Source organism: Celerinatantimonas diazotrophica (assembly GCF_004339545.1).
GTDB classification, from domain to species: domain Bacteria; phylum Pseudomonadota; class Gammaproteobacteria; order Enterobacterales; family Celerinatantimonadaceae; genus Celerinatantimonas; species Celerinatantimonas diazotrophica.
Genome location: NZ_SMGD01000017.1, coordinates 77,586 through 89,780, shown reverse-complemented (window position 1 = coordinate 89,780; position 12,195 = coordinate 77,586). Strand labels below are relative to the sequence as shown.

The 12,195-nt window shown below is 45.6% G+C and carries 12 protein-coding genes; 3 read left to right on the top strand and 9 right to left on the bottom strand.

Annotated features, from left to right (window positions below):
* Nucleotides 1–35 precede the first annotated feature (35 nt).
* Nucleotides 36–1,184 carry an L-threonine dehydrogenase gene (gene yiaY, locus EV690_RS16100; RefSeq protein ID WP_131914046.1) on the top strand — a complete coding sequence of 383 codons (1,149 nt, stop codon included), beginning with the start codon at nt 36–38 and terminating at the stop codon, nt 1,182–1,184.
* A gap of 76 nt (nt 1,185–1,260) precedes the next feature.
* Here the strand turns inward: yiaY and EV690_RS16095 are convergent, their stop codons facing one another.
* The 7 genes from EV690_RS16095 to ubiK all read right to left on the bottom strand — a co-directional run bounded on the left by EV690_RS16095 (nt 1,261) and on the right by ubiK (nt 8,422).
* Nucleotides 1,261–2,328: an iron-containing alcohol dehydrogenase family protein gene (locus EV690_RS16095; RefSeq protein WP_131914045.1), complete on the bottom strand. Its 1,068-nt coding sequence runs from the start codon at nt 2,326–2,328 to the stop codon at nt 1,261–1,263.
* A 100-nt stretch (nt 2,329–2,428) separates the two neighbouring features.
* On the bottom strand, nt 2,429–3,142 hold the full coding sequence (locus EV690_RS16090; protein WP_131914153.1) for a DUF554 domain-containing protein: 714 nt from the start codon (nt 3,140–3,142) through the stop codon (nt 2,429–2,431).
* Nucleotides 3,143–3,584: 442 nt separating this feature from the next.
* On the bottom strand, nt 3,585–4,595 hold the full coding sequence (locus EV690_RS16085) for a 2-hydroxyacid dehydrogenase (RefSeq protein ID WP_131914044.1): 1,011 nt from the start codon (nt 4,593–4,595) through the stop codon (nt 3,585–3,587).
* A gap of 88 nt (nt 4,596–4,683) precedes the next feature.
* Entirely contained in the window at nt 4,684–5,358 is a 675-nt protein-coding gene (locus EV690_RS16080; RefSeq protein WP_131914043.1) for an EcsC family protein, read from the bottom strand.
* A gap of 65 nt (nt 5,359–5,423) precedes the next feature.
* Complete coding sequence (locus tag EV690_RS16075; RefSeq protein WP_131914042.1) at nt 5,424–6,371, bottom strand: 2-hydroxyacid dehydrogenase; 948 nt, start codon at nt 6,369–6,371, stop codon at nt 5,424–5,426.
* A 219-nt stretch (nt 6,372–6,590) separates the two neighbouring features.
* Nucleotides 6,591–7,949, bottom strand: coding sequence for a class II 3-deoxy-7-phosphoheptulonate synthase (locus EV690_RS16070; protein ID WP_131914041.1), 1,359 nt, complete (start codon nt 7,947–7,949; stop codon nt 6,591–6,593).
* A 182-nt stretch (nt 7,950–8,131) separates the two neighbouring features.
* Nucleotides 8,132–8,422: a ubiquinone biosynthesis accessory factor UbiK gene (gene ubiK / locus EV690_RS16065; protein WP_131914040.1), complete on the bottom strand. Its 291-nt coding sequence runs from the start codon at nt 8,420–8,422 to the stop codon at nt 8,132–8,134.
* A gap of 96 nt (nt 8,423–8,518) precedes the next feature.
* Between ubiK and EV690_RS16060 the strand changes: the two genes are divergently transcribed.
* The gene (locus EV690_RS16060) at nt 8,519–8,968 is read left to right on the top strand and encodes a GNAT family N-acetyltransferase (RefSeq protein WP_131914039.1); all 450 of its coding nucleotides are present in this window, start codon (nt 8,519–8,521) and stop codon (nt 8,966–8,968) included.
* Here the strand turns inward: EV690_RS16060 and ybaK are convergent, their stop codons facing one another.
* Together ybaK and ilvY are read right to left on the bottom strand one after the other, a co-directional pair.
* Nucleotides 8,969–9,445: a Cys-tRNA(Pro) deacylase gene (ybaK, locus tag EV690_RS16055; RefSeq protein WP_131914038.1), complete on the bottom strand. Its 477-nt coding sequence runs from the start codon at nt 9,443–9,445 to the stop codon at nt 8,969–8,971. It lies immediately after the preceding gene.
* A 6-nt stretch (nt 9,446–9,451) separates the two neighbouring features.
* Nucleotides 9,452–10,348 carry an HTH-type transcriptional activator IlvY gene (ilvY, locus tag EV690_RS16050; RefSeq protein ID WP_131914037.1) on the bottom strand — a complete coding sequence of 299 codons (897 nt, stop codon included), beginning with the start codon at nt 10,346–10,348 and terminating at the stop codon, nt 9,452–9,454.
* Nucleotides 10,349–10,482: 134 nt separating this feature from the next.
* Between ilvY and ilvC the strand changes: the two genes are divergently transcribed.
* Nucleotides 10,483–11,964: a ketol-acid reductoisomerase gene (gene ilvC / locus EV690_RS16045; protein WP_131914036.1), complete on the top strand. Its 1,482-nt coding sequence runs from the start codon at nt 10,483–10,485 to the stop codon at nt 11,962–11,964.
* Nucleotides 11,965–12,195 lie beyond the last annotated feature (231 nt).

The following is a 12,195-nucleotide window of genomic DNA, read 5'->3' as shown; positions in this document are numbered from 1 at the left end:
TTGAATTAAACCATACACTTAAAAAGGTGATTTCCATGAGCAGTGCTTTTTATATTCCTGCCGTAAACATTATGGGTGAAGGAGCTCTTCAAGATGCCGCCCAACAAATTCAAAACTTAGGCTTTAAACAAGCCTTAATTGTAACCGACCCTGGAATGACCAAATTAGGGGTTACTAGCGATATCCAAGCTCTTTTAAAAGAATATGACATTAGTAGCATTGTTTATGATGGAGTTCATCCAAACCCAACAGTAACGAATGTCAATTCTGGCCTAGAAGTTTTGCATAATAACAAATGTGATTGCGTCATCTCTTTAGGGGGCGGTTCTTCACATGACTGCGCTAAAGGGATTGCCTTGGTAGCATCAAATGGCGGAAAAATTAGTGATTATGAAGGCGTTGATGTCTCAAGCAAACCGCAGTTGCCATTGATTAGTATCAATACCACTGCTGGTACCGCCTCAGAAATGACTCGTTTTTGTATCATTACTGATGAAGTTCGTCACGTTAAAATGGCCATCGTTGACACGAACGTCACACCTGTCCTATCAGTCAATGACCCTAAACTGATGGCAGGTATGCCACCATCACTAACCGCTGCAACCGGAATGGATGCCCTGACTCATGCGATTGAAGCGTATGTTTCAACTGCCGCCACCCCAATTACGGACGCTTGTGCAATTAAAGCAATTGAAATTATCCGTGATTATCTGCGTGAAGCTGTTCACAATGGCTCTAACATGGAAGCTCGTGAACAGATGGCATATGCCCAGTTCATGGCGGGTATGGCATTTAACAACGCATCATTAGGTTATGTACATGCGATGGCCCACCAATTGGGTGGCTTCTATGACCTCCCTCATGGTGTTTGTAATGCGGTCTTACTGCCACACGTACAGCGTTATAATGCACAAGTTGCAGCCCCACTATTAAAAGATGTTGCTAAAGCATTAGGGGTCGATGTTTCAGGTCTTGATGATAAACAAGGTGCTGACGCTGCAATTGAAGCCATTTGCCAGTTGTCAAAAGATGTGAATATTCCTGCCGGCCTTAAAGAGCTAGGCGCTAAAGAAGAAGACTTTGATATCTTAGCCGATAACGCAATGAAAGATGCATGCGGTGTAACAAACCCTAAACAACCAACTCACGAAGAAGTGGTTGCCATTTTTAAAGAAGCAATGTAATTTTTGCCTCTGCGTATAAAAAGCCTTGCTTATGCAAGGCTTTTTTTATGGATGGATGCAACAACTGTCAAGCCACTTATACTCGAGAGCTTAATGCATCGACTCTCTGGCAAGCTTGCGCTAACGATTCGATAGTAACTTTAAATGGTAACAATTGCGCATCTGGCGTGGCGAGCGTCGCTTGATAAACCTCATCCAATTCAGCTTCACTCCAATCGGGTTTAATTTCAGCCAATGTGGTGGGGATCTGACAGTCCTTAGCCAACTGAATTGCTTCAATCAATTCATCATCACTGCGCTGTTCAAGAGCCAGTAACACCAAGTTTCCATAACCGACTAACAGCCCATGACCAAATTCGCGAACATCATCATTCACGGTTAGTCCTTCGAACAGACCATGCGCTATCGTGGCATGCGCACCACTGGCCATCAGAGAGGTCATCCCCGCATACAACATAATGGCATCAACTACCTGTTCTAGCGCTTCATTTGATTGCCCTTGATTAAGCGCGTGACAAGCATCCGCACCATAGGTTTGAATCAGGTCAAAACACAACTGGCTGGTAAATGCCGTTAGTTTCTTATCACCGATAACGATGCTGTTATCATGCCGCAGTGAACGATATTCGTATAACTTCGCCAGCGTATCGCCCAAGCCTGCTGCTAACCAGCGCTGCGGAGAGCGAGCTAAAATAGCAGTATCAACCAAAATGACCTGAGGGGCACTGGGCAGATGATACAAATCTAAAAAATGACCGTTATCTAAGTAACGAATCGACAGCGGTGTCACCGCAGCACAGGTCGCTGCAATCGTTGGAATAGTAATAATCGGCAGACCCATTTCAACTGCAACCGCTTTACCTGTATCCAGTGCCTTGCCACCGCCCACAGCGACAATCACCTGCGCTTGCTCTGTTTCTGCAATCGCTTTTAACTTATTGATATTATTAATAGAACAAACACCACCGAACCAATGATACGATGCGTTCGCAATTTCTCCAACATGCTCTTTCAGAACTTTTAATGCAGTATGACCACCAAGCACCATCGCCTTAGGACCTAATTGTTGGCAATATTTTGCTAACTGCTGAGCAACATCCGGACCTCTGTGATAATGGGCCGGGAAATGAAATTCAACGGACATAGTGACAAACTCCTGTAGTCAATGACGCCCCGCTAGAGGCTTTATTTTTTTATTGCTTATAATTTAAAATATTGAGCAAGACTGACTCAATATAATCCATTTAACCAAATAAATGCCGCCATAGATATGAAAAAGGCAAAACTAATATCAAAGCAGGCAAAAAGTTTACCACCGCAAAATTCATAATTTTGGCAATTCTTAAACCAACCGCCACCATAACAATGCCGCCCACAGCCGAAAAATCAGCCATGGCAATGGGATCCATGTAATGGTGAATCGACGTTGCCAAAAAGAACAAAATTCCCTGAACTAAAAATTGGATAATGGCGATCAACGCAACACTTGGGCCAAGCGTAATCGAGAAAATAATCGCAGTGACAAAATCCATCATCGCTTTGACCAGCAGTAACTGATAATTGCCTGTTAACCCTTCGGTCATAGCTCCTATCACACCGAGGCCACTAGCGCCAAAAACCACGATTAGTGCCGTAAATTGCGAGCTATATTCTTCGCGGCTCAGGCTGCAAGGAACTGGCAGAATCGATTTTAATCGCCGCTGCACCCACTGAGCCCCTTTACTAATACCCGCTTCTAAATAAATAAGCTCACCAACAGCCGTTCCCAAAATCAGAGACATCACCACAACGGGTATGAAATGAAACTTCATGATCATTGTGACCCCAATCGCAAATGAGGCCAGCGCAAAAGTTGGAGGAAGTCCGCGTTGTAATCGCTTCGGTATAAAACGGGCCAAAAGAGGACCTAGCAGTCCCCCTAAAATGATCCCACAGCTATTAATAATAGGGCCCAACAGCATGTCCATTTCTCCTTTAAATGACTTCTAATGTTTTCCGTCTCACGCATTCATGCAAATGCTAAACGTTACCTAGGGACTGTTGACCTTTGGTGGTTGAATTTTGTTCAAATTAAACGCATTTTGAACGCGGCGCCCCCTGTGTCGCTTAATGAGTGAAGCAAGCAGGGGGCAACAAAGTTCAGGATGCGTTTAAATGAACCCCAAGGGCAGTATCTGAGAGGGATTTATCCAGCGTTAAACGTTCTTTGTGGAGAATAACTACACGGCACAACGTTTGTCTTGCCTAAATCCCTCTCAGATTTCTGCAAAACTAATCACAAAAGGTCAACAGTCCCTAGTCAAGCAAACCATGATTACAAAGGCACAAAGAGCGACGTCTCAATAAACAACAAGCCGTGCATGAGCACGGCTTGTTCATCCCACGGAAGAAGAGCGTCATTTAATGGTGGTCAGGATTACCATTAATAATCTCATTTGGTGTCTGCTCGCCTGCAAACAGGATTTTGGCGTTATCAAGCGTCACTTTCGCAATAGCATCTAATGCTTCGAATGTTAAAAAGGCTTGGTGACCTGTAAAAATGACATTATGACAAGCAGAGAGCCGTCTGAAGACGTCGTCTTGAATCACCTCATCAGAAAGATCTTCAAAGAACAGATCCTGTTCATTTTCATAGACATCCAACGCCAATCCCCCCAAAACTCCCTGTTTTAGAGCATCGATTGCGGCGACGGAGTCCACTAGTTTACCACGGCTGGTATTGATAAGGACGGTTTTAGGCTGCATCAATGAAAATGCCTGACGGTCAATTAGATAAGTACTATCGGCAGTTAATGGACAGTGCAAACTAATCACTTTAGATGAACTTAATAGCTCCTCTAGTTCAACGTAGCGCCCACCAATTTTCTCAAATTCTTTATTCGGATATGGGTCAAAACCTAATAATTGACAGCCAAATCCCCGGAAAATTCGAGCAGTGGCCAGGCCAATTTTCCCAGTCCCGACCACTCCGACCGTGCGGCCATGCATATTAAAACCGGTTAACCCTTCCAGATTAAAGTTAGCATCTCGGGTTCGCAGATAAGCTTTATGGATCCTGCGGTTCAGTGTCATTAACAAAGCAATGGCATGCTCTGCTACCGCTTCAGGAGAATAAGCAGGAACTCTCGCCACATGAAAGCCAAGACGCTTGGCACACGTTAAATCAACGTTATTAAATCCAGCACAGCGCATCAGTAACACTTTAATTCCCAGCTCATGCAAGGCCTCTAAAGTTTCTTTACAGAGGTCATCGTTGACAAAGGCACAGACCGCATCCGCTCCTTTTGCCAAAGCGGCAGTGTTTGGCGCTAAACCGATAGAAAAATATTCAATCTCAAACCCATACGAATGGTTTGCAGAATCAAAATACTCGCGATCATATTTTTTCGAACTAAATAAACAAATTTTCATGACATGCCCTCAATCATCAGCATGGGGGCTCAACTGAGTCCTCATATAAGGGATCATTGCAAGATTTTCAGGAAACTGCAAAAACTCATCACATCGGCTCTGAAATACCGGCTCGCTCAGCGCAATAAAACTGTTGATACGCCTGAATCATGGCTTGACCACTGCGTTGGGTAAACCAGTAGTTCGCACCGCCCCCCACTGCAGCCCCTAGCAATGGAATAACCTTAGCCGCTTGCTTACGGGAAAGTTTTACCGCCAGATGTTTCGCCACTTCTTTAACCAGTTGCACTGCGAAACTTTTAACGGCTTCATGCCCCAACACGTTCTGGTCAATCTTAACTTTACCTAAAATCACTTCCTGCGCTTTATCATTAAAGCCTAATGATTGCAGATAAATTTGTTGCAGCCGATGTTGGAGTGCAGCATGGGTAATATCCTGACCGTGAACCAGCGCGAGCTTCTGATTCAAGCGATAAAGCTGTGCGGCAATATTCACCAGATCAGCACTGGCAAACGTAACAGCCGAAACAAAGCCACCGAAACCGCTACTGGCGCCAGTCAACGCACTATACCGAGAAGCAGTCTTAACATATTGATTCATCAATGGTTGCAATCGTGGATAGATATCTGAACGATGGGCTAAATCAACCAATGATGAAGCAGCAACGCCATGACCATGAACATCATGTAAAATCCGGTTTGGGTCAATATTCCAGATAGCTTCTTTTATTTTGCGCATCAAGCCGGCGTTCAATTCACTCATGACATCCCTTTTCGATTTGACGGTATTATTATGACTATTTTAACTATAGATAATACCATCAATTTTTAAACAGCTCGATATAAGACGCTTTGATCGCTCGCTAAACGTTTTAAATTGGCAATAACTGCCGCCAAAATACCCTGCTGAGAAAGGTCAGTAACACCACCAATATGTGGCGTAGCAATTACGTTTTCTTGAAATAATGGGCTCTTCGGATCAGGCGGCTCTTGTTCAAAAACATCAAGCCCCGCCCCAGCCAACTGGCCGTTATGTAGCGCCTTGACCAACGCCTCGGTATCAATTAATCCACCGCGCCCCAAGTTAATCACAAAAGCACCGGATTTAAATTTTTTAAACCGCGCTTCATTAAAAAGATGATGAGTTTGGGCTGAATCAGGCAGGGTTAACACCACGTGGTCACTGATGGCTAACAACTCATCGAGTGAATCCATGCTGCGACACCAATCAAGCGAGAATTGCTCCGCTAATTGAGGATCTGCCGTCCGCTTAACAGCCACCATATTCATACCAAAACCACTGAGACAGCGGGCAATCGCCTGGCCCAATCCGCCAAAGCCAACTAATCCAACCGTATGGCCTAGCAGCGTCTGCCCACAGGGCGCACCGAGCTGTTGTTCAGCAATTGCCTGCGGGATCTCTTTAAAACGCCGCACTAAACTAAGCATCATAAAAACCGCTAATTCGGCAACCGAATCGGCATTTCCACTATCGGCGGTCGGCACATTAGCCACCGGGATATTCAATTCTTTCGCGGCAGCTAGATCAACGCCTTCAAGACCCGCCCCAACTTGCTGGATTAATTTAAGCCGATCGGCTGTTGCTAAAAGCTCTTGGGTCACGCGCGTCATGGTTGGAATAAAAATATCCACACCTTTCAGACTTTCCAACTGATACTGCCCTAGCGCTTGCCAATTAAATTCTGGTAAAGCTTGCTGGTAGCGATAAAAAATACCGCCCCAGGCGTCTGCCGGTGCACCAAATAAGACATTCATGCAGGCCTCCTTATTGTTTATGCACCTTTGAGCCACTGAATCAAGATGCTTGTACTAGCCTATTAAAAATACATAGTTACGGTTTTTAACAGCTAAATCAAGTTAACGCATCTACACGCAACAAACATTAACTCCGACAACATGCCCATCCTATAGACCATAAAAAAATCCGGAACAAAGTCCGGATTTTAAAAGCAATAACGAACGATGGAACGACACTTAAGCCATCGAATTACGGGCCGCTTTGATGTTATCGGCGATTAAGAATGCCAACTCCAATGCCTGGTCAGCATTAAGACGCGGATCGCAATAGGTGTGGTAACGTTCTGCCAAGTCATGTTCGGTAATATGGAAAGCCCCACCGACACATTCGGTAACATTGCGACCGGTCATTTCAAAATGCACCCCACCCGCATATGAACCTTCACTGGCATGAATCTCAAAGAAACTGCGAACTTCGCGCAACACATCATCGACACGACGAGTTTTATAACCATTCGGCGCCTTGATGGTATTGCCATGCATTGGATCGCTGCTCCAAACAACCTGTTTGCCTTCACGTTCAACGGCACGAATCAAACTCGGCAGATGTTCAGCGACATTGTCAGCGCCCATCCGCACGATGATATTTAACCGTCCGGCTTCGTTGTTAGGATTGATGATATCAATCAGTCGCAGCAACTCGTCAGGGTCAGTGGTTGGGCCAGCTTTCAAGCCAATCGCATTTTCAATCCCGCGAGCAAATTCAACATGCGCGTGATCCACTTGGCGAGTTCTATCGCCAATCCACAACATATGCGCCGCACAGTCATACCATTTGCCAGTCAGGCTATCACAGCGCGTCAGCGCCTGTTCATAAGGCAATAATAATGCTTCATGCGAGGTATATAATGTCGTTTCTCGAAGCTGCGGCGCGGTCTGCGAATTAATCCCGCAAGCATTCATAAATGACAACGATTCATCAATACGCCGGGAAATACTCTGATAACGCTCTGACAAAGGGCTTTTAGCAACGAAATCTAAGTTCCATTTGTGGACCTGTTGCAGGTCAGCTAATCCACCTTGCGCAAATGCTCGTAACAGGTTAAGAGTCGATGTTGATTGATGGTATGCCATGAGCATCCGCTGTGGATCGGGCACGCGCGATTGCTCATCGAAGTGGATTGCATTAATGATATCACCACGATAAGACGGCAATTCGACACCTTTAATAGACTCAAAGTTAGAGCTACGCGGTTTCGCAAATTGTCCAGCGACACGACCAATCTTAACCACTGGCTTTTGACCACCAAAAGTTAACACAACCGCCATCTGCATCAGCGCTTTAAAGAAGTCCCGAATGTGAATAGTGCTAAACTCATCAAAACTTTCAGCACAATCGCCGCCCTGAAGCAAAAAGGCTTCCCCTTTGGCAACTTTGGCCAATTGGCTACGCAGTGCGCGTGCTTCGCCGGCAAAGACGAGCGGTGGCTGCCCTGCTAATTCCTTTTCAACACGCTCTAAGGCGGCTTTATCCGGATAGTCCGGAATCTGTTTGGCTGGTTTTTGCCGCCAGCTGGACGGTGTCCATTCGGTCATTCTCTTACTTCCCCGAGATCTCAATAAAAAGCTAATAATAGGGGATCTAATGAGCTTGAAAACCCCTAATTACAAATTAAATAGCGATACCGTAAAAATGGTCAAAAATAGGTGTTTTTATGGGATTTATATGCATTAAGCCCCTGTTTAAACACTTTTTATAGAAAATTTTCGTAATACAACTAATTATCTTCGTTGCTATCTTCAGCTTCCGTCTTCTCTTGCGTCGGAGCTAATTTAGCTTCCAGTTCACTTAAACGCTGCTCAAGTTCGCTAAGCTTTTCTCGAGTGCGCAGCAGAACCTGTGCTTGCACATCAAAATCATCACGGCTCACCATATCCAACTGATTCAGTTTGGCCTGCAGCAGTTGTTTGACACGACGTTCAAATTCATCCCCAGCGTTGCGCACGCCAGATGGAACCATGTCGCGGATCTGTTTGGCTAATTCTTCCAACTTATTTGGATTTAACATATACTCGCCTTCACTAGTTGTTAATTATTGACCTGTATTGTAGTCAGTCTCAAAGTTTTTTAACACCAACAATCTGTGCATCTGATAAGGATCTTTATGTTTGAATGGGCCTGTAAGTCATTTTGCCAACTCAGTGTGGATGAACTGTATCAAATCCTCAAACTGAGAGTTGATGTTTTTGTCGTCGAACAACACTGTCCCTATCCAGAGCTTGATGGCCACGATACTTATTCTGAAGTTCGTCATTTAATGCTTTACCAGCAAGGCAAATTAAGTGCCTATGCTCGCTTGCTTGCCCCAGGCATGACTTACCCAACCGCAGCCATTGGTCGTGTTATTGTCGCCGCTCATGCCAGAGGCGAAAAATTGGGCCGCGTGTTGATGAATGAAGCGATAGACCAATGCAAAAAACTCTGGCCAGAACAGCCCATCACCATTGAAGCCCAAGCTCATCTGCAAGCCTTTTACGAATCGGTCGGATTTCGCGCCATTTCCGATATTTTTCTAGAAGATGGCATCGAGCATCGCAATATGCAGCTTGATTAATCAATCGGTTGCGATTGCGGCAAACTCACCTCGTAGCAGAGACAACATCGGCGCAGGAGCAACCTGAACCGTCAGTCCGCGTTTACCACCACTGACATATATGTGAGCAAGCTCTTTGGCCGAACTATCTAAAAAGGTCGGCAACCGTTTTTTCTGCCCTAATGGACTGATGCCGCCTTTGACATAACCAGTAGTGCGCTCAGCCTGTGTTGGGTCCGCCATGGTCATTTTCTTCAGCCCCGCGGCTTTAGCTAGTTTTTTTAAGTCTAAATGCCCCGCAACCGGAACCACCGCCACCACCATCTGCTTAGGATGATGCTCATCACAAGCGACGAGTGTTTTATACATCGCCGTCGGCTCAATTCCCAGTTTTGCAGCGGCCTCATCGCCAAAATGGCGACTATCAGCATCGTGTTCATAATGGTGCAAAATAAAATCAATTTTCGCGCGTTTCAGCGCATTTATAGCAGGAGTCATAATAATTTAATCGTGATTAAAAGGATGATGCGCCGCCAGTTGCCAAAAGCGTTGTAACAAAGGTTCATGCAACCGCTTTGACAATGCACAAACGCCCATATCAAATGGCTCAATGGCCACATCAACACGTACTTTCTGAATCCGGTCACTCACGGGGCTGTTGGCTAAAACCACATCAGGTGCAATCCCTGCGCCACTGCCCAAAGCCACCATACTCACCAACGCTTCGTGCCCCGCCACGGTGGCAACAATCGGTGGATCAATATTCATCAGTGCAAACCAATGTTCAAGTCGGCGCCGAGCCGGACCATGTTCAGGAAGAATAAAAGGAACCCGTTGCCAGTCAACGATCGGGGCATCAAGCATTTCGCGAGCAACACAATTCACGCGAGGCGCAATAATTGACAAAGGCACAGTTGTCATACTGGCAAAATTCACCGACAACGGCAAGGATTCTGGCCGAGCAGCAAGCGCAATATCCGCTCGTGCATCCCGCACCATCGCCACAGCCAACGCCACATCGCCAGTCAAAAGCTTAATTTCTGCTCGGGGGCAAAGGATCCGAAAGCGATCTAACAATTGCGGAAGATGGCTGTAACTAGCAGTCACCGAACAATAGACGCTAAGCTCCCCGGCTAAATCAGCAATTTCGCCACAAAGGTCGGTCTGCAACTCTCGCCACTGGCCGAGCCACTGCTCGACAAAGCGCCGAACTCGAACACCCGAAGGGGTTAACGACACCGACCGTTTATCTCGCGTAAACAAACGAGCGCCTAGCTCATCTTCTAAACGAGCAATCACTCGACTTAGCGTTGACGGGCTCACATGCATCTGCTCACTCGTGCGAGCAAAATGCAGGCTATTACATAAATGCAGAAAAAGCTCAGCGCTACGTTGGTCCATAATTCATCTCATTCCGACTGTATTGCATTTTTTGCAATACGATATTTCGAATATATCATTTTACGCAATAGATCCTAGCTTTTATATTGAACAGATAACAATGACTCACTGATCAGATTTGGAGAGCAACACACATGGCCAATTATTTTAATACCCTTACTTTGCGTCAGAAATTAGCCCAATTAGGAAAATGCCGTTTCATGGCACGTAGCGAATTCGCCGATGGCTGTAGCCTGATTCGCGACTGGAAAATTGTGATCGTCGGATGTGGCGCTCAAGGTTTAAACCAGGGCCTGAACATGCGTGACTCAGGACTCAACATTTCTTATGCACTGCGTGAGCAAGCCATTGAGCAAAAACGTAAATCGTATATTCAAGCCACTGAAAATGGCTTCACTGTTGGGACTTACGAACAGTTGATTCCCGATGCCGATATGGTATTGAACCTGACCCCAGATAAACAGCACTCAGATGTGGTTGGCAAAGTGATGCCATTGATGAAAAAAGACGCTGTTTTAGCCTACTCTCACGGGCTTAACATCGTTGAAGTCGGCATGCAGATTCGCCCTGATATCACCGTTGTGATGGTTGCGCCCAAATGCCCAGGGACTGAAGTCCGTGAAGAGTACAAACGTGGCTTTGGCGTACCAACACTGATTGCCGTTCACCCAGAAAACGACCCAAATGGGAACGGTCTGGAAATTGCCAAAGCGTATGCCAGTGCAACAGGTGCTGACCGCGCCGGGGTGTTGGAATCATCTTTTGTGGCTGAAGTAAAATCTGACTTGATGGGTGAACAGACAATTCTGTGTGGTCTGCTGCAAACTGGTTCTATTTTGGCTTACGATAAAATGGTCGCAGAAGGCACCGACCCAGGTTATGCCGCTAAACTGATTCAATATGGCTGGGAAACCATTACCGAAGCGCTCAAACATGGTGGGATCACCAACATGCTGGATCGCTTGTCAAACCCTGCCAAAATTAAATGTTTTGACCTTTCAGAACAGTTTAAAGAGCTGATGACACCGCTTTTCCAAAAACATATGGATGACATTATTGAAGGCAAATTCTCAGCGACCATGATGGCCGACTGGGACAAAGGCGATGTCGATCTGCTGAACTGGCGTGAAGAAACCGGCCAATGTGGATTTGAAAATGCGCCTCAGTCAGATGTTCAGATCAGCGAACAGGAATACTTCGATAAAGCCACTTTACTCGTTGCTTTTGTTAAAGCGGGTGTTGAACTGGCGTTTGATACAATGACTGCCTCTGGGATCATTGCTGAATCGGCTTATTATGAATCCCTCCATGAAGTTCCACTGATTGCCAACACCATTGCCCGTAAACGTCTGTACGAAATGAATGTCGTCATCTCAGATACGGCAGAATATGGCTGTTACTTATTCTCTCATGCAGCCGTTCCGCTGCTGCGCGACTTAGTCAATGGCTTAGATTCAGATGTCATCGGTGCAGATGTTAAATGGACGGACACAACAGTTGATAATATGCGCTTGATTGAAGTGAACCAAGCCATTCGCAACCATCCCGTTGAAAAAGTTGGTTATAAATTGCGTAGCTATATGACCGACATGAAACGGTTAGTCGCAAATAGCTAATCTCGAATTAAACTTCGAGAACCATACAGCTCTTAGATCAAGCAGCCATTGTTGTAAAAAATGGCTGCTTTTCCCTAAAATTTTTGGCCATTTAAGAGACAGAAACGCCCAATTCTAATAGGGTAATAGTTGATTCTCTTTGCTGTTCACTGCTAATAACTCATGGCAGTTGCCTCTTTTAATTTACCCAACATCACATACTACTTTCAGCAGTTAGTCTCCTCCACACCT

What these genes read in the sequence shown, in the direction of transcription:
- ubiK (WP_131914040.1), bottom strand. Translation starts at nt 8,422, where the DNA reads ATGTTAAATCCAAATAAGTTGGAAGAATTAGCCAAACAGATCCGCGAC.
- EV690_RS16080 (WP_131914043.1), bottom strand. Translation starts at nt 5,358, where the DNA reads ATGAGTGAATTGAACGCCGGCTTGATGCGCAAAATAAAAGAAGCTATC.
- EV690_RS16070 (WP_131914041.1), bottom strand. Translation starts at nt 7,949, where the DNA reads ATGACCGAATGGACACCGTCCAGCTGGCGGCAAAAACCAGCCAAACAG.
- EV690_RS16060 (WP_131914039.1), top strand. Translation starts at nt 8,519, where the DNA reads ATGTTTGAATGGGCCTGTAAGTCATTTTGCCAACTCAGTGTGGATGAA.
- EV690_RS16095 (WP_131914045.1), bottom strand. Translation starts at nt 2,328, where the DNA reads ATGTCCGTTGAATTTCATTTCCCGGCCCATTATCACAGAGGTCCGGAT.
- ilvY (WP_131914037.1), bottom strand. Translation starts at nt 10,348, where the DNA reads ATGGACCAACGTAGCGCTGAGCTTTTTCTGCATTTATGTAATAGCCTG.
- EV690_RS16075 (WP_131914042.1), bottom strand. Translation starts at nt 6,371, where the DNA reads ATGAATGTCTTATTTGGTGCACCGGCAGACGCCTGGGGCGGTATTTTT.
- ilvC (WP_131914036.1), top strand. Translation starts at nt 10,483, where the DNA reads ATGGCCAATTATTTTAATACCCTTACTTTGCGTCAGAAATTAGCCCAA.
- EV690_RS16085 (WP_131914044.1), bottom strand. Translation starts at nt 4,595, where the DNA reads ATGAAAATTTGTTTATTTAGTTCGAAAAAATATGATCGCGAGTATTTT.
- ybaK (WP_131914038.1), bottom strand. Translation starts at nt 9,445, where the DNA reads ATGACTCCTGCTATAAATGCGCTGAAACGCGCGAAAATTGATTTTATT.
- yiaY (WP_131914046.1), top strand. Translation starts at nt 36, where the DNA reads ATGAGCAGTGCTTTTTATATTCCTGCCGTAAACATTATGGGTGAAGGA.